Here is a 21,072-nt window from a genome sequence, read left to right on the forward strand (position 1 = left end):
GATGATGTGAATCCCTGAATGCCAAAGACCATCAAATTACACTTTTATGCGCATAAAAATGTAAAAATCCTCACTTTTCTGCGCATAAAAGTGTAGGCTGAGTTATACTACAGGCAGTTAACAGTCTTAATTGGCGGGAAATGACAATGCAGCGCAACTTACTAAACGCCCTAATAGCATGGAAAAATCAACCGGTGCGCAAGCCATTATTGATCGATGGTGCAAGACAAACAGGTAAAACCTATCTGCTACAAGAGTTATTTGGGAACACCTTTGCCAACATCCTTCGTATCGACTTCCTTGAAAACCCTGCCTACAAAGAAGCGTTCGATGGCTCTCTGTCACCTGACGAGCTAGTAATGAACATTGAGTTGTTAACCAACCAAGCGTTCAACCCAGAAACCGATCTGCTGATATTAGATGAAATTGGCGAATGTGAACGTGCCGTTACCTCACTAAAGTACTTTGCTGAAAAAGCACCGTCCTATTTTGTCGCTGCCAGCGGCTCGAATATTGGTTTGCTCAACACCTTCCCTGTGGGCAAGGTAGAACAATACAATTTACGACCACTGACCTTCCAAGAATTTATTTACGCATCCAACGAGCAAGCGCTGATCAAAGCGTTTGATAGTCAAGCAAGCACACCGGCAGTACACACCAAATTGATGGACAAACTCACTGACTACTTTTTTACTGGTGGTATGCCGGAAGCCGTTTCTGCTTGGTATCAGTATAAGGATTCAAGCATTCTAGAGCGTGTTGAAAAAGTCACAAAAATTCATGCCGATTTAGTGGAAGGTTATCGCCGCGATTTTGGTAAGTACGCGGGCAACGTCGACGCCACACTGATTGAATCGGTATTTAATAGCATTCCAGCCCAGCTATCACTTGTCAGCGATGAGTCGGTTAAACGCTTTAAATTTAAGCATGTGCATGAGCGTAAATCTCGTTTTAGCGATTTTGAAACCGCGATCCATTGGCTTAACTGCTGCCGCTTAGCTTTGCCAAACTACCCTATTGAAGGATTGCCGAAATCTCCGTTAGCGGCCTATAAAAAAGAAAATATGGTGAAACTGTTTCTGTTTGATGTGGGCCTGCTTAATCATATGCTCGGCAGCAGTTATAAAGAAATTAAGCAACAAAACTATGAATACAAAGGTTATGTGGCTGAAAACTTTGTGCAACAAGAGCTCACTGCCATTGGCGTTGACCCAAGCTATTCATGGAATGACGCCCGCGCCGAAATCGAATTTATTTTGGCGACCGATGAAGGCGATATCGTCCCTGTGGAGGTCAAAAGTGGTAAACGTACAAGAGCAAAATCGTTGGCATCCTACGTTGAAAAATGTACTCCAAGTAAAACCTTTAAGTTAACAGGTACACAAGGCTCATCCGCATTAGAGCAAACCAATATCGTGATGCCTTTGTATTTCACGCAGTATTTACCACAGAGATGGTAAAAGCGCGTTGCTTAGACCCCGAGGTCTACACAAAGTGACTTCATAGGTAACAATTTGTAGACCTTTGGTGGGCTTACAACCTTTCAACCAACCCTCAATCGGTTTTTTGCTAACGTCATTTGGCCAGCCTATCGCCTCATCGTTTAAAGCAAATCACTCAAGCGATTTAACAGTGCTTTACGGCTATTATTCGCCACAACAAAGCGCTTAAAGCGTTGTTCAAACGCCGCTTCATCAGCTTTGAACTGATAGGCCTCAAACAGCTGATGCAGATAGCGTGATGCCGCATCGTAACCACTGGCGCAAGTTCGATCCGCTTGCTCTTGTGATTGCTGCCAGTAGTGCTCACGTTGATTGTAGATATCCGTCAACGCTTTTTCTTTTTCCGCTTTTTCGATAGCTAATTTTTTTGCGAGTGCTGCGGCTTGCTCTTGCTGTAATTGACTTTGCGCTTGCTCAATGAAAGGAGAAATGACGGCGGAGGTTAACCAGTATTGATAGATCTCGTCTGTGTTGACAGGTTCTTTTCGCGTCAGCGCTAAGGCTTGGTGACGGGTTAGCTGGCCTTGCTCAAACAACGTGCGTAATAGCGTGTCTTTCTCTGCTTGCGAGAGATTATGGATCCACGCATCAAGCGTAAGCTGAGTTTGTTTGGCTTGGTGACTGGGTTGTTCGCTCAGCACCATGGCGAGCGCCTTAACCAATGCTAAGGGAATATCATACAGCGCAGCAAACGCCTGCTCCTCTTCACTGAGGTGCTCAAAATCGAATTGAATTAACGGCACTCGCTCAACGCCATCATTAAAATCAAACGCTTTGAGCCACATAAAGTACACAAGGCGCCAATCCCCTTGCATTAACCCGCCGCGTAAAGCGGCTAAATGCTGGAAAAAGTCGTCAGCATGCTCATCGTCAAAATACTCATCATACTCCTCAAGGGAAAAAATCAGCAACTGCCACTCATCGTTTTCGTGAACATGAAGTCCATCACTTGAAAAGCCAAGTAACGCATCTGGAAGCGTTCCTGCTGGTAGCTTGATGTATACATCGATTGAGCCCCAATCGGCATAGTAAAAACCGATATCAAAGTATTTTAACATCAGCTCAAAAGGCTCGGCCTTTAGATCACTGTAGGTGTAATACACCTGAAAGGCCGTAGCGCTGATCTCGGCACGGCTTGAAATGGCTCTGAGTGCTTGACGTGCTTTAGCATCTAAATACCCATCCAGACGCTCAAATTTATAGTATTGATATTCGCTCACGGTGACCTTGCTATTTATTTATTGTGAATTGAAAAGTTTGTTTTAACAAAGGCTGTACCTGAATCACTCTGGCGACTTGTTCAGCGTTTATATAACGTCTTGGGTCAATCGTTACAAATCCCCAAAACTGCAAAAATCGCTCAATAAATCGTGATTCGATGAGCATACTTAAGTTTCTTTCTGGCGAGAAGTAATCATCCGTAGGGAATACCAGCAATAGATCAGGGAAAGCTGTCATCACCTCTTTCACAAGCTGCTCCACACTGTTGTGGCTTTGAATACGCCACAGCATAAACAACCAAAAAGTGCGCAAGTCGACATCGTATTCGAAACTGTCCAAATAACCCCAGTTATATTTGCTGATGGCGGCCTCTAACATAGGTTTGAAAAAGGCCTGTATGCCTAGCGCTTGATACTGCTTTTGCGCTGATTTTTTTACATGGTAGCGGCCACTGCGCCGATAAATAATACCGCTAATTTCGGCAAGCACTCGGGTGTAGTGCAAGGCATTAAATTTGTCTTCGTTGCTGCCCGAAAACTCGCTGATGCTTATACTACGTTCGAATTGAGCAACGGCAAACTCAGGCAATAACTCACTGGCCTGTATAACCAACTTAGCCGGTAAGTTGCCTTTACTCGTGGCTTTGAAGGAGCCTTCTTGCGCCATGGCCTCATCAAGAATGAGGGCTAGATAACGCATTATTGGGCTGGCAGAAAGAGAGTCGGGAGTGCAAATTGTCACCCACTTTAATTCATCAAAAGGCGCATAAAGCCAATTGGCCATTTGCGTTGGCGTTACGCCACAAAAATCGGGATGAGGTTGATGATTGCGTTCTTGCACTTTGTGCTGCAAAGCGGCATTGAGTTCATCAAGACTCAAATTTGGGTTCATTGCCAGCATGGTTTCAACATCATCGAAGACTTGGGCATGTTGCTTGGAAACGCTGCTCATACAACAACGTTTAAATTTTTTACCACTGCCACAATGGCAAGGATCGTTTCGGCCGAGCTTCATTACTGTCCCTTCTTATTGTTATAGAAAAAGCGCTGCATTTTCTTGTTTACGCTGCTCCAATGTCTTAGCAATCACGGACATTGTTGTTTTACTGATCCCTTGTTGCTTGGCAAGATACGTAAATTGGCTGATGGCTTCTGCGACTTCTTCAATAACTTGCTTTGCATCATTCCAATTCGCAAAGCCAGCACTAGTAGCAAGTTTTTGCATCACCTTAAGCGATGGCGCTTTGCCATAACCGCCGAAAGCAGTGGCGTGTTCGTTGAATGGATGCGGGCTGTAGGTAACATCGTAAAAAGGTGCAGGGTTCCATTGACCGTCATCCGCTTGCAAAAACGCCCAGTTTTTACTGTGGTCGTCTTGATTAGACGACAGCAGGTTAAAAACGGCACGGCGAAATTGCAGCTGCCCAGCTGCGGGGGATTTACACAACTGACGGCTGGCTTTGATCAAGTCAATATAATCTAAACTTGGCGTTCGAAAGTCTGCATCCAGCAGCCCGCAAGCGCTGTGCATATGTAGGCGACCTGAACTGCGATTACCGCTTAAACGGGCCTGCTCCGTGACATAATCAAAACGCTTAAGCGCCAACCAGGCAGACGCACCGCTTGTAGTTGGTGCTTCAATGAGTTGCCAGACTGGTGGTTGGCACTTGGCAAGCTCGGCCATTTGCAAATAAACCGCTTCACACAACCCTTCTTCATGCCCGAGCGCGAGATTTTTCGAGGTAAACTTAATCAGCCAAGCCTCATCTCCAGGCTGAGCAAAGGTTCGACAATGCTGAGTTTCCCCTGCAGGCATATAAATCTGCGCCTTGGGCCTTGCTCCACCCGAACTACCACCGGCGACTAATGCGGCCAACACCTGTTGCGTATGCCCATCTAACTCATCGTGATTATCATCCATATAATCTGACATTGAAGCATCGAACAGCGTTTGTGCTTCTAAGCCCAAGGTTGCTAAATCAATGTCCGCGTATGTCGTGGCTGAAAACTCAGACACCGGAGAAAAAGACAGCGCTCCCATGCCTTTATCACCGACAAAGGCCAGTCTATCCATCGCCGTTAATTGATTAGGTAGGATGCCCTTTTGCCGGAAAATACGATCTTGTAACAACATGCCCCAGCCATCGGGCAAACAATCTCCAAATACGCCATGTACACCTTGGTGCGGCGCTTTAGGTGCGGCTTGAACTAGCGTATTCGCTTGCAAGGTAAACGGTGATAAATTGCCAAACTGCTGCAAATAGTCGTCAGTATACTGAAAAAAAACGCCTTGCCGATTCTGCGCCAAGACTCCAACAGATATCTGCTCACCTGAGCTTAGCGTACGAGTAACATTAAGCTTCTGAATCGGTTTAAAACTCATCTTTTAGCACCTCATCAATACTCGTGGGTATAGCAGCGCGTTCTTTGCTAAGTTGCGTGAGCTGATAAAGCCTATCTAGCGAATCAAGTGTCTGCCATAGCAACAGCAATTGACGAAATGAAATTTGCCCGGTCAGCTCAAATTTCTTAATGGTGGCCGCAGGTACGCAGCTTCGCTCAGCCAATGCAGCGCGCGACAGCTTTGCCTGCTTGCGTAACTCACGTAAATAAGCCGCATAAGCTTGGCTTACATCGGTATCATCAAGTAAGGTAACATTCATCCGCAAAGACCAAGTGGATACAGTTATATCCATTATAGCGAAATAAAACAGAACTTGGATACTATAATATCCATCAGTGCGTAGAGTGTTGAAAAAATTACTCGATAAAGCCTTTCAAAACTGCTATTTTTAAGTACTAACAGCAGCATAAAAACGGCACTGTTTTTCCATTGCTAACCACTAAGATTTAGTAAAAGCCAGAGGCAAGTGGTGGGCAGTTTGGTGGGCAAACAGGCATTTTTGAGCGGTTTCTTTTCGATAATTCACTGAGTTTGTTAGGGTCTAGGCCTCTACTCAATGAGCAGATCCAGAATATTGAGTAAACCTCACTAATGCTCACAATAATTCATAACCAACTGAAAAACCTCGCTTTATAGCGGGTTTTTTTAGTTCCGTACCTTTGATTCTGTTTTATTCAAATGGTGAACAGCAGCTGCCATTCCTGGGTTTGGTGAACATAAAGTTCACTTTTTCCTGGTAATTACTTGATAGTAATGTGAAACGTTTTCGTGAATAAAGGCTGGATCTGAACGTTGCGTGGCTTGCGCTCTTGTGCAAAGAATATTCTTGGGTCCATCGTGACAAATCCCCAAAATTGTAAGAATCGTCCGATAAATCGCGTCTCAATTAACGTATTCAGATTTTTCTCAGGTGAAACGTAATCCTCCGTAGAGAACGCCAGTAACAAATCAGGAAAAGCCGTAATTACCTCATCAGTAAGTCTATCCACGCTGGAATGGCATTGTAAGCGCCACACCATAAACAACCAGAAAGTACGCACATCCACATCTTGCTCAAAACTGTCTAAGTACCCCCAGTTATATTTGCTCACTGCGGCTTCAAGCATAGGTTTGAAAAAGACATTAATGCCGAGGGCTTGGTACTGCTTGTGGGCAGCTTTTTTGACGCGAAATTGACCACTACGACGGTAAATAATTCCGGCAATTTCAGCGAGCACACGGGTGTAGTGCAAGGCGTTGAACTTGTCTTCATTACTGCCTGCAAACTCGCTGATGCTAATATTCCCTGAGAACTGAGATACTGCAAACTCAGGCAATAATTCACTTGCCTGCTTGACTAATTTGGCCGGTAAGTTGCCTTTGCTGGTGGCTTTAAATGTTCCCTCGTTTTGCATGGCTTCATCAAGAATGAGCGCTAAATAGCGCATAACCGGACTAGACGAAAGATCATCTGGCGTGCTCACCGTCACCCACTGCAGGTCATGAAAAGGCGCATAAAGCCAATTGGCCATTTGCGTGGGTGATAAACCACAAAACTCCCGATTTGGGCGGTTATTACGCTCCTGCATTCTGTGTTGTAGCGCGGTATTAAGCTCATCGAGCGTCAGATCAGGGTTCATGCCAATCATAGCCTCAACTTCATCAAACACTTCAGCATGCTGCTTTGCTGCGGTGCTTATACAACAGCGCTTGTATTTTTTCCCGCTACCACAAGGGCAAGGGTCATTTCGTCCAGGTTTCATGGTCATGTCTCAGTTTATTAGCCAGTCAATACATGCCGCCGTTTACGCTAATCACTTGCCGCGTGATGTATTTTGCTTCATCTGAGACTAAAAAACCGATGGTATTTGCCACATCATCGACGTGGCCGAAGCTGCCCAGAGGTATCATTTTCTTTGCCTCATCTGCGACTGCGCCTTCTATCATCCCGGTTTCTATGACCCCCGGTGCTACACAATTTACCGTAATCTTGCGCTTGCCGAGTTCTATTGCCAATGCCTTGGTTGCGCCAATAATGCCTGCCTTCGATGCACTGTAATTAGTCTGCCCGCGATTGCCCATAAGGCCTGACACGGATGACAAGGTCACAATCCGACCGCCCTTCCGCAGCCGGATCATGGGCATAACAGTGGGGTGCAATACATTGTAAAACCCATCAAGATTGGTATGGACAACGCCGTCCCATTCGTCACCTGTCATTGCCGGGAATGCAGTATCTTTTGTTACGCCAGCATTACATACCACGCCATAAAAAGCGCCGTAGCTTTCGATATAAGATTCAATCGCACCACGGGTGCCTTCTCTGTCACTTATATCGAATTGTAATGCGCTGGCTTCGCCGCCAGTATTATTAATATTTTCTACCACTTCTGTGGCTGCGTCTTTTCCGCTTCGATAGTGAACCGCAACAGCAAAGCCCTGGCTGGCTAGTTTATACGCGGTGGCTTTACCGATCCCACTGCTGGCTCCCGTAACTAAGACTCTTTTTTTATCCGGCATGTGGTCTTTCCTTCCTTTCCTGCGAGTGATGATTGAACAGACTGATTGCAGCAATAAAATTAATAGTATTACCGATAAGAATAGTGCTACCAAACGCCTGCACTATTGGCATTGAACTAAACGCTAACAGCCCGAATGACAACAAACTGGTAACCGCAGACAATAAGATTGCCTGTTGCGTTGTGGCACGCTGGTTCGCCATTTCTTTGGCAAAAATGATGTAATCCATTCCCAGCCCGAGCACCAGAAATAACGCCATAATGTGAAATACTGTGATTGACTGACCTGCTAGTGATATGGTGGCCAGCGTGATTACACTGGCTACCATGGGTATAAGCAACAAAGATAGTGTGGCAATTTTGCGGTAATACAGCATTAGCACCACCGCAATAAACACATAAGCCAGCACCAGTAATTTAGACCCGGTTACCCGCTGCGCTTTGAGCGACTCGGTTGCTTTAGCCAAGGTGTTTACGTACTGAAGCTGTGCCACCCGCCCGCTAACTTCTTCAATTTTTGCTAAATCGTTATTTTTTTTAATTAACGCGAAGCTATAGATTTGCCCGTTTTGCTCTATCCATAACGGAGGTAAAGATGGGAGCGCGGCCAGCAGGTCCGGGACCTCCAATGTGTTACCCTGAGCTTCGCGATACGCAGCTTTGCTCTTTGCGACCGCCGATATATCTAAGCCTAAGCGCGAAGAAAAAATGTCAACGGCACCGCCATCTTTGTACAGCTTTTCTTGCAGCCGGTAGTTATCGCGCTGCTGCGAAGGTGAGGGCAGCCAGTCAAGAATACTGAAAATTGCCTGGCTTTCTTCACCTAATTCATCATATAACGATATGAAAGTATTAATCACAGCCTCACGACTTTCACCCTGTACCAGCAAATAGCGACCAGGCTCGTACATCTGAGCCAATGAAGCAACCTCGCTTTCCTGCGTCAACAAAGATGGCGAGACATGGAAAAACCGTCTGGGATCGTCGTTTACGGCGGTATTCCCCATAACCAGAAATACCGCCCCCGCGCCAGCCAACGCCAGTCCACCCGCAATCAGCCAACGAGGCTGACGTGCAAACACAGCCTGGCAACCATATATCACCTGGCGCAGCATTGCCTGTCGAGCTTCAATAGGGCGTTTGGTAACCAGCGGCCCGAGTACCATTACGCTCAGCCAGGCCATGAACAAACCGGAACAGGAGAACAAGGCGACTTTTTTTAAAATGAGCAGGTCAGCTAAGCCCAGCGCACCATAACCAATCAATGATGTCAGTACACTCAGCACCATCGCCCTGACCAAAGTACGGTTGTGCGTGCCCGCTGAATTGCCTCGCTGATGCGCGAGAAAGTGATAAAAATAGTGCAGTGAATAATCCACGACTATTCCGATAAGGCTGGCACCAAAAACAATGGTAAGTATGTGGACTGAGCCAAACATCAGGATGCTGGTCAGCACGCCAAAACTTACGCCAATGGCAATCGAGCTTAACGAAAGCAGTAGTGGTAACAGCGAGCGAAATACTAATAACATGAGCACCAGCACACCCAAAATGGAGCCTACGGCGATAAGCTGAATATCACTTTTCGCTGACTGCGCTGAGTCTACCGCAAAGAAAAACATACCCGAGTGTAATACTTTGACGTCGTACTGCTCGCTGATACTGGACTCAATAGCCCGGATAGCCTGATAAAGGGATTCCTGCCGGGCCATATTTTCAGAGTATTGGTTGAAGAAAACTGAGAATGACGCAACAGTGTACTCCGCTTTTTCATTACCATTACCCTCGATATCTAATGTTGCCGCCTGAGAAAGCACGTATTCAGAAAACCAGCCCATCGGATCTTCATCAAAAGGGATGACTCTGACGCCGTTGCCAAGCTGGTATAACTTGCGCTGCGCATCACCTGCGAGCTGATCGCTGCTTTGCTCACTGAGCGCCTGTCGCTGGGACTCAGATAACAAGTTAAAGCGATAGGGGGCAAGGGCATTGAGGTAGTTTTTTTGAATTTCATCGTCAGCAATGACTGACAGGGAAGGCAGTTGATTAAATTTTACCTGCATCGCCGCGCCGGCCCGGGACACGGCTGAATCGTCCTCACCTTTAATCACCACAACGAAGCGCTGGCTCACATCCTGATTAAGGGTGTCCAGCGCCCGCTTCATTCCGGGGTTATCGATTTTTTCAGGATTGAGGTCGTTAAGACTGGTTTCGATAAGAATATGCTGCGAGCCAAATACGAAAAATACAGCGGTCATCACAAATGTAATTACAAAGATGAGCCTGGCAAGCAGCGGCATCATAGATTACTACAGTCTGTCAGCGCGTGAGGGTGATCTGAGGATCTGACACCATTGCCGGTTATCAGCATATAATTGTTCACACTGCTCAAAGGCGCGTCGTTTGCCTTCGATGTTATAAGCCTCGATATTATTGATATTTACATCAGTAACCTGTCCCGTGGCATCCAGTACACTGACCATAAGCGACACACCTGCCTTTGCATCCTCTGCCTTTTTAAAACGGATGCTCTGAAGCCCTTTTTTCATAAACTCACTTTCTGGTTTCAGCTCAACTGATTCGTTATCTTGCGTCTGAGAAATGGCAAATTCCTCAACAAAATAGTCAGTGTCTGCCTGCAAAACCCTGACAAACACATGGGACATAATATATCGGGTCACACCCGTGAGTGGGCTCAGGGAGCCATTCTCTTCCACACGATAATTATTGGCGCTGTTGACGTATAAAATAGTTTCTTCGAATGGCGAACGGGTGTGCCAGATAAGCCCTAAATTACAGGAATAGAAAAAGTCGCCATCTGATTTAAGCGGAACAGGAAGGCCCTCAACATTTTTTTGCTGAGTAAAGTGCCCAGAAAAGTGACATTGTTCGGGAAAAATATCGTTAAGCAAGGACTCTTCATCAGTTACACTTTCGCTGGCAGATAAGCACTGGCTTATTATTACAAGCATAAGCGCAGCGAGCCGTTTCCCTTGTTTAATCATCTTTTTTCATCCACGCGTTGACCGCATCTACCACAAACGCAGGCATTTCATATTGGGTGATCCGCTCTGCCATAGCAACGGCAAACTGTGTGGATTTTGCTTTGGTGCAAATGTCACCGCTTTGCTGGTCTCTGATTACATAGTTAATCTTAAGACGGTTCTTCCATTCCACCAGATAAGATTCAATGATAATTTTTTGTTCAAATACTAATGGCTTTACGTACTTGACCTGCAAATCAACAATGGGAAAAAAGAAGCCATGCTCTTCCATAACGCCATACGGGCAACCAATATCGTTAAGCAATGCACAGCGCGACATCTCCAGGTATTTCGGGTAATTACCATGCCACACCACCCGATATGAATCGACGTCGAAAAAGGGAATATTGTAGTTCAGCGCAACGCGTTTCATTGCGTGTTACGCTTCACTGAAAAGTTTGCAGATACATCCACTACGTCCTGAACCGTTTTGACCTTATTAAACTGAGGCGGTGTAATTTCTACCTTGGTGGTCTTTTTAAGGTCAGTTAACAAATCCACAGCATCTATGCTGTCGATATCCAAGTCTTCATAAAGTCGGGCTTCTGGAACGATATCGGGCTCATCAAGTTCAAAAAGTTCCGCTACGACTCCGCAGTTTTGCGCGAGTATATTCTCTTTCTCTGCATTCATATTTTTTCCGCTACATCTTTTGAGCCAGGCAATGTCGGGGGTACCGATAATTCTTCTTCAAGCCCCTAAATTTGCCCTAGTGTGGTAAAAATTAGAGTAACGCACTAACGACCTCTGATTACAAACATCATTTTGCATCTTATTGACAGAAACACTCTATTTCTACCAGTAGATCTCTTCGACATATATCCGCAATTGTATAAACGGCGTCTACATGGGGGTACCGCTGATTTATCCAGCTTCTGGTTCTTGAAACATGTTCAGCATGGCGTATATACACTTTAAACGTCGATAGTGTCAGCTTGTCTGGATTAGCATGGTTAAGTAAATGCTCGATATTGTTCATCGTTACTTCCAGTTGTCGCTCCAGATCCCCTGCTTCAACCGTTTGATGTCCAATGATACTCGCCGTACCGGAAATGAATAAGTAGCCTTGCTGTTGCAGCCTTAGAGTTGTCGCTCTGGCAAAGGAGGGGCTGCTGATACCGTACTGGCGAGGGTATTCATACGCATTTATCTGTTTATTATTATTGAAGTGCTGTGGTTTGGCGCTACTGGCAAACACATAGAATACCGCCCCTTCGTTATGATGACCTAACGCTGACGCTGAAGGAAAAGCAGCTGGGGGTATGCCAGCCGTTTGAAACGCCTTTAACCGGCCGGTACAAAACTTCTTATACACTTCCTTATCACCGTCTCCCGCATTGATTCCGGGCAGATAATTCCAGAAGCGGAATGGATAGGGGTATCCTTGCTCGTTCAAGACGTAAAGTAATGACTCATAAGCCTGCTGCGTTTTAAGTTCGATCTGCTGGCAGTCGTCTTTACTTAACCAGTGGGCAATACAAATAATATCGGCAGATTTAGACCAGTAACTCTGCCCGGTTTGCCCGCGCGTAACGTCCCCCTTTAATGACCATACCTCGTTCATTTTGCTGCCGCTCGCCTCTACTATGCCCGACGGAATGAGTCCTGCTCCAAAAGGCTCGCACCGATTAACCAATGGAATAATCGCCAAGGTATCATTTTTTGAAAGTAATTCAGTGGCTGATGAGGTAGTAAAACTGTGGCTTAACATGAGCAGAATAGATCTTATAATTATTATATAAAGAAAGACGAGTACCGATACTTTCGGTATTCCCGGTTTATTACAGCTTCTTTCACAAAATAGTTTTCGGCTTGTAAAAGAGAAGGTGTCGGGCTGACAACCCAGCACACCACGCAAAATTAGTGTTTAATCTGCCAGTAGTTTAAACTAGCACCCATTGAAAATGAAGCGGAACCGCATGCAAGGCACCAGGCTCGCTGTCATTTGTAACACCTCACAGATAGTGTAGTCTCATGATCAATACGTTTCCTTTAGTCACACGCCGGCCTGATGAGGCAATTGCTTTTTTAACCAAGCCAGTTGCTGGGCTTTCTGCCGGTAAAATATGTACATGCACTTTTCTCTCCCATGTTGAACGCGTTGCATCGTCTCTTGAAAAGGGCGAGTACGCGATAAACCTGTGTGAAAACCGCTATCTGTTTCTTGTCAGCTTTTGCGCCGCTATCTTACGAAGCCAAACGAATTTATTGCCTCCGAACAAGAACCTTGCCACTCAGGAACAACTGCTACAAGAGTACAGCAACTGTTACATTATTCATGATGGCTGCGACACAGCAACCTCGGCAAAAAGTGTTAACCTGTTAACGTCAAATTTCGATCCGGCAAAAGAGGTTGATTTTGATATACCGGACATTGCCGATGATCATCTTGCGTGTATAAGTTTTACCTCAGGTTCAACCGGCCGTTCCAAACCGAATCTGAAATATTGGAAAACCTTACATCGCAGTACTGCCATCAATTATGAGTTTATGATCCCGCCCACTGACGACACGGTATATCAACTGGCGACAATGCCGGCTCAACATATGTGGGGCCTGGAAACTTCTGCGCTGATGCCGCTGTTTAAGAATGTGTGTATGAGTGATGCTAAACCGCTTTTCCCTCAGGATATTGTCGACACCCTTGGTGCTTTACCTGAGCCTCGCTGCCTGGTATCTACTCCGGTTCACCTGCGGGCGCTGTCTGCTACTACTGAGGTCCCAATCCCGTGTCATGTTGTACTTTGTGCCACATCTCCGCTCACCAGTGAGCTGGCTTGTGAAATTGAACAACAATTTATTGCTCCGCTGCACGAAGTGTATGGCTGCAGTGAAGCTGGCTCAATGGCGGTGCGAAGAACGGCTACAGAAAAGCATTGGCGAAGGTTTGATGGAATTCATTTTCACATTGAAGGCACAACCACCACAGTTACCGCAGATCACCTGCCGTCGTCGACTGTGTTACAGGATTTCATTAAGCGAATAGATGATAACCATTTTACGCTGGCGGGTAGGGCCACGGATTTAATAAAAATTGCTGGCAAGCGAGGCTCATTGTTTGAAATAAATCAGACACTACTGCGGTTTGAGGGACTAAAGGACGGCATCGTTATCTTTCCTGAATCCAACAGCACCATCCCGCGTTTGTGTGCGATTGTTGCCCTTAAACCAGGTGTACAAAAGTCCTCCCTCATTCACTATCTAAAAGTCCATCTTGACAGTGCTTTTGTCCCCAGGCCTGTCTATGTGGTGGATTCTCTCCCACGGGAAAGTAACGGTAAGTTACTTAAAATAAAAATTGACGATCTATATGCTTCGCTTAAGCGCAAGCGATAGTAATTAAACCAGCTTAAAACTACTGATATTCGGTGGACAGTACACCCATCCAGGCTACTCTGCCCATGCTGCGTTTTTTCTTTTTCGTGTAATAGACTGGCAGTTCAAAATGATGGATGGGGAAGCAAAATAAGTTCCAGGGCCTTCGTACTTTTGCCAGTCCTGCATAAAGCGAACGGCAGATTCCTTCGAGAGATTTGCTTTAACCTGTGCCCAGTCATCGCCTAGCCATGAAACCACACCGGCACCGGTAATAACGACACGTCTATATTCAGTACTGCTCAAAATGCGTCCCTTGAAGAAATCGGGCGACGAAAAACAGACAAACTAGCGGTGGCCAGACGTCGGTTATCTTTTGCGTTTTCAGCGTAATTTTCGATGATGCAATCAAACGTTGCAAGCTCATTGCCTACCAGTGCTTTCTCAACACAGCTCACCTTAAGTATGCCGTCAGGAAAATAGTCGCATTCGGCGTTATAAGACCGTGTGCCCAGTAAAAATCCCAGGTGAGCCCCGACAAGGCCTTGTTGCCGTTGGTAACCGGCTATCAATGCGGCCGTTTGACCCATGTATTCCAGCCCTATCCAAGCCGGTACGCCTTTTCCCTCGTAAAACGGCGACTCCACGTCCACGGTTACCAGTGAAGAGGATGAAGACGCATTGACCTCGATTATTTTATTAATCAAGAGCATCGGCGGGCGGTGGGGGATCAGATCATATAAACGGTTGTCATAACGGGCCTGCATTTACTTTACTCTTTGTTCGCGTGTTTCATTTGTTCTTCACTACAATGGGCAAGGGGACGCCAGAAATCGTAAAAATTAAACCACTGAAAGGGCGCTCTCAGGCAGTGTTCCTCCAGCTTATCCGCAAACTGCTGGGCATACTTTTTAATATCGGCCTGACGGGTGCTTCGGGCTATCTCTAACTTGTCGCACACTTGGGTTACGTCAAACACTACTTTATTGTTCGCCGGCTGGTGCCGGTAAGCAAACATGAAGTTAACCGGGCAGGCTAGTGCTTTTGCCAGCATATACGGTCCAATAGGCAAGGGTGCATTCTCTCCCAGAAAGTCTACATCAACGGTGCGCTCGAGTCCGCTTAGCGGAATACGATCGCCGGCAATAAACACCCATTCACCAGAATCGACCTTTGCTTTTAGCATCATGATGGTGGTCACATCAAATTCATCTACCTGAAATACATTCAAACGTGACGCATCATTCTGTTTCTGCATCATTTTGACAAAATTGCCGGCGTGTTTATCGTAGATAAGTATATTAATCGTTTTACTTCTGTAGCGGTGCATAAATCCGCGACAAAACTCCAGGTTGCCAAAATGAGAGCCAATGATGAGCTGCCCCCGCTCGTCCGCCAAAAGTTTCTCGACTCGCTCTTCAGAGGTGAGAACAAAGTCACTTTCTTTAATCGGCACCCGCCAGCCAAGGAGCTTATCCAGAATAACCTCAGCGAAGCTTTTAAAATGCAACAGGACATGGATATTATTCGGTTTGCTTCGCCAGCTCTGCGGGCTTTTACGGTAATGGGCCCGCAAAAACTGCAGGGATGCGCTGCGCTGCTCAGGCCGGCTGATAACGAAATACAATGCTACCGGATACATCATTAACGAGAAAATCCACCGGCCAAATACCCGATAAATAACAAACACTAACTGCATACCGGTTAAGGTGCCCGCCTCTTGGATCCGAGACCAATGGCGGGAGGACGTATCATGCGCTTCGGCTTTACTTGTTGTCATTAGTTAACCAAACCATGATTTTACACGCATGAACAATATGCGCGGAAGCCGCACTATCATGCCACACATTAGCCGCACGTGAAGCCTGGACTGTGTCAGGTTGTCTCGTAAATAATGATAATGAGACACCGTATCCTGATGGTAAATCACTTTAGTGGGAATAAAGTGTACATCGATATCCGCCCACGTGGCTTTAACCAGCAACTCCGGGTCGAAGTCCATTCTTGGCCCCAGATAATAGTTATCAAAAACACGTTCAATTTCTTTGACAGGATACAATCGGAAGCCGCAAAGCCCGTCTTTTATCTTAAACGACAAGGTTTCCAGGGCCGTCCAAAAATCAGAAACCCTGCGTCCATATTTACGTACTGTAGGCACGGTTTCGTCAAAGTAAGGCTGACCAGAAATAAACGAGGATGGGTGATCCTTGCTGTAAGCAATAAACTTTTCAACGTCTTCAATATCATGCTGTCCATCAGCATCTAACTGTATAACATGGCTAAAACCCATTGCGCTCGCGTGATAGCAACCGGTGATGACGGAAGCGCCTTTGCCCCGATTCGTCTGATGACGCACCAGATGAAAATCAGGAAGAGAGGTAAGCATTTGTTTGATCTTTTCAAAACCCGTTTCGCCGCTTCCATCATCAACCACAATGCAAGGCAGATTCAGCCGCACCAGCTTAGGAAGGAATTTTTCGAACAACACTTCATGTTTATAGTGAGGAATAATAAGGCAGTATTTCATGATGGAATAAACTTAAAGCTACCCATTGAGAAAGATTCACTGTCATTGAAAAAGTGAAATTTGAGGATGCCTTTTTCTGCACTGTAGATTAATTCGAGTATCATACTGGTACCAGGCAAAACCATAGTTTTAAATTTGATATTAGTTAACTGCCTGGACGCAGAATTTTTGACAAAGAGGGCTCTGCCTATTTTTCCTGCCCAATCAACTTGTACTACGCCGGGCAGTACCGGTTGTTCGGGAAAATGGCCTTCGAACCACGCCAAACTTTCCGGCACATGCAGCGTAATTTGCGCATTGGTATCAGACGCTTCAACGGCGATTATTGCAGGCCGCTCGAGTTCCTTGAAAAGAGTTTTGAGATTTTCCACGCTGTTATTCATCGACGATACTATGTCTCTTTTTGTAATAGCCGCGATAGCTCAATTCCATTAAGGCGAAACCTGCCAGCAGCAGATAGGAAATAATGCCGTTATATAAAGCCCATGTCGACAAACTGGCAAACAAAGCTGTGTAGGCAGCAACAGCGCCATTTCCAAGTAACAATACGCCCCACACCATACTTAGAGCGCGTAGGTAATCCCGCGCCTGTTCTGGCACAGTGCTGCCACTGGCGCGTGCAAACTTTTCGATCAGGGTTTGTTGATCTTTAAGAGACAGGAGAAACATCAGTCCCATTCCCGCATTCATCATAACCGGATAGAATTTCAACAGCACCACACTGTCAAACAATATTATGGCCACACAAAATGTTCCGGCGAATGCTGTTGCGATCGAGTCGGTACGGCTTTTTATCTTCCCAACAAAGACCAGGCGCAATGCCAAAACACTCAATAAAATGATGGCAAACCATTGTGGGCGCACAGATTCAAGGTTGAGATAGACAATGGCAGGATAGGCAATTGTGAAGCCAACTAGTAGCAAAGTGATAACACCTGTATGCCTGGCTTGGCTGAAATTATTCATCAGGCCAGCACGCATAACCGATAATCCCCGAGTATTTCACGCTCTGCGTCTTCAATATTCATTGATGGGTTATCACTGAGCATGTCTTCAAAGTAAGGGACGACTTTTCTCATCAACTCAGTATTTAACGCCAGCGCTTGTTCAACTTCAATATCAGTCTCTTTAAGCACCTCATTTAACTGTCTCAGGCACGGCACCAGAAACTGGTTCATAAATACACCTTTGGCCGGTAACACTAAACGCTTCTGCGCGCGCTGGCTTAGCAGCATCTGCATCTTTTTATTGAGTTTTTGCGACACTAACAGGTTTGGCATAATTTTACGCATCATCTGAATGTTGCCGATTGTGTCGGTAAAGAACAGGAGTGCGAGCACGCCCCAGTAGTAGATGTAGTCCCATACCAACTTAACAGACATCATTTTTCGATCGCCAAATCCGCCATACTGATTTGTATACAGCGACAAGGTATTTTCAAAAAAAGCGTCGTTAAATTTATGAAACAGCGCGCTGTCAAAACGTATATCCTGACCTTGCATATCCCGTTCAATCAGATGGGTAATAAAGGTGTTGTTTAACGCGATGAAGTCGCTGCCGGGTGAATAAAAGGGGTCGGAAAACGCTCCGGCTTCACCAGTCATCGCCCAGCCCTGATCGGAAAACATCTGTGTGCAGCCGTAGGAGTAATCCCGCATGATTTTAAAATCGAGCAATTCGGCGCCTTCAATAGCCTTAGCGCACAAAGGGTGCTGTTCATAAAGCCATGCCATTGTATCTTCAAATGATGTAATTTTACTCTCAGCGAGAGCCTGATCATCCATAACGATGCCGAAACTGGTGGCGCCAGAGGAAAGCGGAATTATCCACACCCAATAACCCGGCCCCATTAGATGATTAGTACTTAACCAACGCTTACCTGGCACGCAGATACGTTCCTGCCAGGCCTTATTGTCAGACCATTCATCTATGATCACGCGGCGGTTTATTCTAAAGAAAACCGCGTTTCCTTTGTGGCCGGTATCCGTACTCAGACCTAACTGGTTCCTGAGAAGGGCCTGACGTCCGGCGGCATCAATCACCCACCTGCTGGTACAGGTTTGCAGCTTTCCATCTTTGCGGTATTCAACCTGATGCTGCTTATTACCCAGCGCAATATTTTCAGGCACAGCACCATCAAGGATAACAATGCCTCTTGCGGCTAGCAGCTGAAACAGGTGGTTTTCCAGGGTACCACGCTCTATTTGATAGGCGGGAATACCAAATAATTCACTTACGCCCAGTTCATCGTAGTCACTGTAATCACTTTCAACGTGGCCAAAAAACAGCCGCAAGCCGTGTTTGCGCAAATGCTTTTGCTTAAAATGCTCTTTAAGCCCCAGCACATCAGTAAAATAATGCGCTGCGATTTCAACGGTGGATTCGCCTACTTTTACCGTGGTGTCCGGTACCGGAAAGGTGTTTTTCTCTATGATAACAATGCCCAGCTCGGGATTGCGGTTATGTAGCTGAAGCGCCAGACTCATGCCGGCCAGCCCGCCGCCGGCTATGATGACATCGGTATTTGCGTGTTTCATACCCTGCCCTGCGAACGCTGAAATGTAACCGATGTACCTTTACTCAATGGCATCTTCACCACGTCTTCGCACGCGAATGACTGAGTCAGAAGCGGGGCTAAGCTCAATATTTTCGCAGTGGGATTATTAGCATACAGCGCGGCGATATATTCGTTACTGCTTTGCAATTGAGGCCACGGCGCTCGCTCGTTATAAGTCACATTTGCGCGTATTAAGGTGCCGTCAATATCGGCTGATGCGGGGTATAGAATGAGAGAAAAAGCAAAAGGTTCACGGTTCGCCAGAATCGGCTGCAGTACATCAGCCACCGGTGCATCGTAAAAAGTCACCAGTAACGGGACATTTTCTGACTCGCACTGAATCATCGCTTCTAGCAGGGTAAGTGATACAGATTCTTCATAGCCGGCAACTGAATTCGCTGCACTCATGGTTTTTGTGCTGATGGTCCAGTATCCGGCTGGCGCATTGTGCACCGAGTTATGGAACTTGGTCGGCGATAGTTCTTTGTGCTCAGAGGCGAGGGTTTTACACATATAATCGGTAAGATCTGTGTCACCCAAACCGGAGACAAACACGCAGGTAAGCGATTCTGGAGGCACATTGGCCGCCTGCGTTGCCTGCCATGAACTTTCTACCGCAAGTCTTACCGGAAGTGGTGCCCGGCGACGCTCGTTTGCGGGGATAACAGCAGGCTTTGGGCCTACGTTTTTTGTTTGCCCTACATCGCTGCCCTGCATTAACTGTTGTAATTCGTCCCAGTTAGCAAAGTAGCTGCCCCAGGCTCCGACACTCACAATTTTACATGCTAATTCTTTGGCCTGCATATCACCCAACCCTGCTAAACAATAACGTACAGTTGTTACCGCCAAAACCAAATGAATTCGTCATTACGTGCTGGCAAACTCTTTGCTGATCTGTCGCCTGAATAGAAAAATCGAGCGCCTGGTCTAGCGTCTCAAGATTCATAGAGCCTGGGATCGTATTGGTTTTCAAAGTGTCCATTGCAATTATTGCTTCAGTGATCCCGGCAGCGCCCAGCGTATGCCCCATCCAGGCTTTGGTTGATGAGCATAAGGTGGTTCTGGGAAACAGTTCCGACACCAGCCGCCCCTCAATAAGATCATTCGCCCGGCTGGACGTACCGTGTAAATTGATATAATCAATGGCGTCAGGTGGCAATTGCGCCCGTTGTAGTGCCTGCGTCATTGACATTTTTGCACCCAGGCCATCAGGGTGAGGGTGTGACATATGATGCGCGTCTGAACTTTCGCCATAACCTGTTAACCGGATCCCACTGCTATTGGTATTTTCCGTGCCCCGTTGAAGAATGGCAAAGCCTGACGCTTCTCCTAAGTTGATGCCATCTCTGTGTTGATCAAAGGGTTTACAAGGGTTCTCAGATAGCAACTGCAATGAATTAAAACCGTGCAGTACGCTCAGGCAAAGGGTATCAACGCCGCCAACAAGCACCGCATCGACAATTCCAAATTCAAGCCAGCGCGCACCGGTGGCGAACACTTTAGCCGAGGAAGAACACGCTGTGTTAATGGTTAGCGACGGCCCCGTGAGCCCGGTGTAATGAGCAACAAAAAGACTGGGTGCATGTGGATTATGAACTAAAGGCTGTCTGAATTTTGGCTTCAGTTCGCCGTTCGTATCCAGATCCGTATAGGCAGTTTCCGTTCTGTCGATACTGGAAGTGCTTGATCCCATCACAATACCGATACGGGCTGAACCATACTTTTTCGTTAAGTTAGCAAGGGTTTGTTTGATTGCCCCCTGCTCCAGACCCAACGCAGCGAGGGCGTTGTTGCGGCTTTGCCACTGCTGTAAATCATCTATGGCATCAACCTGCTCAACGCGGCCTATCCAGGTATTTAATGCTGAATCTGGCAAGTCATTTTTGATCAAACCGCTTTTATGCTGCCTGAGAGACACGCGTAGTGCCGCAAGGTTAATGCCGGCCGCAGAGCAGGATTCGTAGTCGATAATATCTATGTTCATGAATTAGCAGGTACTCGGTTC

The 21,072-nt window shown here is 46.4% G+C and carries 22 protein-coding genes; 2 read left to right on the forward strand and 20 right to left on the reverse strand.

Going from position 1 to position 21,072, the window contains the following annotated elements:
- The first annotated feature begins 146 nt into the window (after nucleotides 1-146).
- A complete protein-coding gene (locus tag CA267_RS09120; RefSeq protein WP_075607774.1) occupies nucleotides 147-1,460 on the forward strand; it encodes an ATP-binding protein in 1,314 nt (437 codons plus the stop codon).
- A gap of 143 nt (nucleotides 1,461-1,603) precedes the next feature.
- On the opposite strand, the gene CA267_RS09125 is transcribed toward CA267_RS09120, so the two are convergent.
- From CA267_RS09125 to CA267_RS09175, 11 genes are all read right to left on the reverse strand, one after another.
- A complete protein-coding gene (locus CA267_RS09125; RefSeq protein WP_075607773.1) occupies nucleotides 1,604-2,722 on the reverse strand; it encodes a hypothetical protein in 1,119 nt (372 codons plus the stop codon).
- Nucleotides 2,723-2,732: 10 nt separating this feature from the next.
- Nucleotides 2,733-3,737, reverse strand: a complete 1,005-nt coding sequence (locus tag CA267_RS09130; protein WP_075607772.1) for a YecA family protein — start codon at nucleotides 3,735-3,737, stop codon at nucleotides 2,733-2,735.
- Nucleotides 3,738-3,755: 18 nt separating this feature from the next.
- Complete coding sequence (locus CA267_RS09135; protein ID WP_075607771.1) at nucleotides 3,756-5,105, reverse strand: type II toxin-antitoxin system HipA family toxin; 1,350 nt, start codon at nucleotides 5,103-5,105, stop codon at nucleotides 3,756-3,758.
- Nucleotides 5,095-5,385, reverse strand: a complete 291-nt coding sequence (locus tag CA267_RS09140) for a helix-turn-helix domain-containing protein (RefSeq protein WP_075607770.1) — start codon at nucleotides 5,383-5,385, stop codon at nucleotides 5,095-5,097. The genes CA267_RS09135 and CA267_RS09140 overlap by 11 nt, the downstream gene beginning before the upstream one ends.
- Before the next feature lie 481 nt (nucleotides 5,386-5,866).
- Nucleotides 5,867-6,868: a YecA family protein gene (locus CA267_RS09145; RefSeq protein WP_075609920.1), complete on the reverse strand. Its 1,002-nt coding sequence runs from the start codon at nucleotides 6,866-6,868 to the stop codon at nucleotides 5,867-5,869.
- Between the two features lie 25 nt (nucleotides 6,869-6,893).
- Nucleotides 6,894-7,625, reverse strand: a complete 732-nt coding sequence (gene fabG / locus CA267_RS09150) for a 3-oxoacyl-ACP reductase FabG (RefSeq protein WP_075607769.1) — start codon at nucleotides 7,623-7,625, stop codon at nucleotides 6,894-6,896.
- Complete coding sequence (locus CA267_RS09155) at nucleotides 7,615-9,927, reverse strand: MMPL family transporter (protein WP_075607768.1); 2,313 nt, start codon at nucleotides 9,925-9,927, stop codon at nucleotides 7,615-7,617. Before CA267_RS09155 ends, fabG begins: the two co-directional genes overlap by 11 nt.
- Before the next feature lie 6 nt (nucleotides 9,928-9,933).
- Nucleotides 9,934-10,629, reverse strand: a complete 696-nt coding sequence (locus CA267_RS09160; RefSeq protein ID WP_075607767.1) for a LolA family protein — start codon at nucleotides 10,627-10,629, stop codon at nucleotides 9,934-9,936.
- Nucleotides 10,622-11,041, reverse strand: coding sequence for an acyl-CoA thioesterase (locus CA267_RS09165; protein ID WP_075607766.1), 420 nt, complete (start codon nucleotides 11,039-11,041; stop codon nucleotides 10,622-10,624). Before CA267_RS09165 ends, CA267_RS09160 begins: the two co-directional genes overlap by 8 nt.
- Entirely contained in the window at nucleotides 11,038-11,301 is a 264-nt protein-coding gene (locus CA267_RS09170) for an acyl carrier protein (protein ID WP_075607765.1), read from the reverse strand. The genes CA267_RS09165 and CA267_RS09170 overlap by 4 nt, the downstream gene beginning before the upstream one ends.
- A 139-nt stretch (nucleotides 11,302-11,440) precedes the next feature.
- Nucleotides 11,441-12,379, reverse strand: coding sequence for a chorismate transformation enzyme, FkbO/Hyg5 family (locus CA267_RS09175; protein ID WP_075607764.1), 939 nt, complete (start codon nucleotides 12,377-12,379; stop codon nucleotides 11,441-11,443).
- A 263-nt stretch (nucleotides 12,380-12,642) separates the two neighbouring features.
- Between CA267_RS09175 and CA267_RS09180 the strand changes: the two genes are divergently transcribed.
- On the forward strand, nucleotides 12,643-14,004 hold the full coding sequence (locus tag CA267_RS09180) for an AMP-binding protein (RefSeq protein WP_075607763.1): 1,362 nt from the start codon (nucleotides 12,643-12,645) through the stop codon (nucleotides 14,002-14,004).
- Nucleotides 14,005-14,058: 54 nt separating this feature from the next.
- On the opposite strand, the gene CA267_RS09185 is transcribed toward CA267_RS09180, so the two are convergent.
- The 9 genes from CA267_RS09185 to CA267_RS09225 are packed head-to-tail and all read right to left on the reverse strand — an operon-like array spanning nucleotide 14,059 to nucleotide 21,051.
- On the reverse strand, nucleotides 14,059-14,289 hold the full coding sequence (locus CA267_RS09185; RefSeq protein WP_075607762.1) for a hypothetical protein: 231 nt from the start codon (nucleotides 14,287-14,289) through the stop codon (nucleotides 14,059-14,061).
- Nucleotides 14,286-14,750 carry an ApeP family dehydratase gene (locus CA267_RS09190; RefSeq protein ID WP_075607761.1) on the reverse strand — a complete coding sequence of 155 codons (465 nt, stop codon included), beginning with the start codon at nucleotides 14,748-14,750 and terminating at the stop codon, nucleotides 14,286-14,288. Before CA267_RS09190 ends, CA267_RS09185 begins: the two co-directional genes overlap by 4 nt.
- A gap of 5 nt (nucleotides 14,751-14,755) precedes the next feature.
- A complete protein-coding gene (locus tag CA267_RS09195; protein ID WP_075607760.1) occupies nucleotides 14,756-15,763 on the reverse strand; it encodes an LpxL/LpxP family acyltransferase in 1,008 nt (335 codons plus the stop codon).
- Nucleotides 15,764-15,766: 3 nt separating this feature from the next.
- Entirely contained in the window at nucleotides 15,767-16,510 is a 744-nt protein-coding gene (locus tag CA267_RS09200) for a glycosyltransferase family 2 protein (RefSeq protein WP_075607759.1), read from the reverse strand.
- Nucleotides 16,507-16,881 carry an ApeI family dehydratase gene (locus CA267_RS09205; RefSeq protein ID WP_170669044.1) on the reverse strand — a complete coding sequence of 125 codons (375 nt, stop codon included), beginning with the start codon at nucleotides 16,879-16,881 and terminating at the stop codon, nucleotides 16,507-16,509. Before CA267_RS09205 ends, CA267_RS09200 begins: the two co-directional genes overlap by 4 nt.
- A gap of 4 nt (nucleotides 16,882-16,885) precedes the next feature.
- Nucleotides 16,886-17,491, reverse strand: coding sequence for a COG4648 family protein (locus tag CA267_RS09210; protein WP_075607757.1), 606 nt, complete (start codon nucleotides 17,489-17,491; stop codon nucleotides 16,886-16,888).
- Nucleotides 17,476-19,047 (reverse strand): NAD(P)/FAD-dependent oxidoreductase, encoded by a 1,572-nt coding sequence (locus tag CA267_RS09215; RefSeq protein WP_075607756.1) that lies wholly within the window; start codon nucleotides 19,045-19,047, stop codon nucleotides 17,476-17,478. The genes CA267_RS09210 and CA267_RS09215 overlap by 16 nt, the downstream gene beginning before the upstream one ends.
- Complete coding sequence (locus tag CA267_RS09220) at nucleotides 19,044-19,871, reverse strand: beta-ketoacyl synthase chain length factor (RefSeq protein WP_075607755.1); 828 nt, start codon at nucleotides 19,869-19,871, stop codon at nucleotides 19,044-19,046. The genes CA267_RS09215 and CA267_RS09220 overlap by 4 nt, the downstream gene beginning before the upstream one ends.
- 1 nt (nucleotide 19,872) lies before the next feature.
- Nucleotides 19,873-21,051, reverse strand: a complete 1,179-nt coding sequence (locus CA267_RS09225) for a beta-ketoacyl-ACP synthase (RefSeq protein WP_075607754.1) — start codon at nucleotides 21,049-21,051, stop codon at nucleotides 19,873-19,875.
- Nucleotides 21,052-21,072: the final 21 nt, after the last annotated feature.

It is taken from the genome of Alteromonas pelagimontana (assembly GCF_002499975.2).
GTDB lineage: Bacteria > Pseudomonadota > Gammaproteobacteria > Enterobacterales > Alteromonadaceae > Alteromonas > Alteromonas pelagimontana.

Coding starts and splice junctions, on each gene's coding strand:
- CA267_RS09120 (WP_075607774.1), top strand. CDS start 147: ATGCAGCGCAACTTACTAAACGCCCTAATAGCATGGAAAAATCAACCG.
- CA267_RS09130 (WP_075607772.1), bottom strand. CDS start 3,737: ATGAAGCTCGGCCGAAACGATCCTTGCCATTGTGGCAGTGGTAAAAAA.
- CA267_RS09135 (WP_075607771.1), bottom strand. CDS start 5,105: ATGAGTTTTAAACCGATTCAGAAGCTTAATGTTACTCGTACGCTAAGC.
- CA267_RS09140 (WP_075607770.1), bottom strand. CDS start 5,385: ATGAATGTTACCTTACTTGATGATACCGATGTAAGCCAAGCTTATGCG.
- CA267_RS09145 (WP_075609920.1), bottom strand. CDS start 6,868: ATGAAACCTGGACGAAATGACCCTTGCCCTTGTGGTAGCGGGAAAAAA.
- fabG (WP_075607769.1), bottom strand. CDS start 7,625: ATGCCGGATAAAAAAAGAGTCTTAGTTACGGGAGCCAGCAGTGGGATC.
- CA267_RS09155 (WP_075607768.1), bottom strand. CDS start 9,927: ATGATGCCGCTGCTTGCCAGGCTCATCTTTGTAATTACATTTGTGATG.
- CA267_RS09160 (WP_075607767.1), bottom strand. CDS start 10,629: ATGATTAAACAAGGGAAACGGCTCGCTGCGCTTATGCTTGTAATAATA.
- CA267_RS09165 (WP_075607766.1), bottom strand. CDS start 11,041: ATGAAACGCGTTGCGCTGAACTACAATATTCCCTTTTTCGACGTCGAT.
- CA267_RS09170 (WP_075607765.1), bottom strand. CDS start 11,301: ATGAATGCAGAGAAAGAGAATATACTCGCGCAAAACTGCGGAGTCGTA.
- CA267_RS09175 (WP_075607764.1), bottom strand. CDS start 12,379: ATGTTAAGCCACAGTTTTACTACCTCATCAGCCACTGAATTACTTTCA.
- CA267_RS09180 (WP_075607763.1), top strand. CDS start 12,643: ATGATCAATACGTTTCCTTTAGTCACACGCCGGCCTGATGAGGCAATT.
- CA267_RS09190 (WP_075607761.1), bottom strand. CDS start 14,750: ATGCAGGCCCGTTATGACAACCGTTTATATGATCTGATCCCCCACCGC.
- CA267_RS09195 (WP_075607760.1), bottom strand. CDS start 15,763: ATGACAACAAGTAAAGCCGAAGCGCATGATACGTCCTCCCGCCATTGG.
- CA267_RS09200 (WP_075607759.1), bottom strand. CDS start 16,510: ATGAAATACTGCCTTATTATTCCTCACTATAAACATGAAGTGTTGTTC.
- CA267_RS09210 (WP_075607757.1), bottom strand. CDS start 17,491: ATGCGTGCTGGCCTGATGAATAATTTCAGCCAAGCCAGGCATACAGGT.
- CA267_RS09215 (WP_075607756.1), bottom strand. CDS start 19,047: ATGAAACACGCAAATACCGATGTCATCATAGCCGGCGGCGGGCTGGCC.
- CA267_RS09220 (WP_075607755.1), bottom strand. CDS start 19,871: ATGCAGGCCAAAGAATTAGCATGTAAAATTGTGAGTGTCGGAGCCTGG.
- CA267_RS09225 (WP_075607754.1), bottom strand. CDS start 21,051: ATGAACATAGATATTATCGACTACGAATCCTGCTCTGCGGCCGGCATT.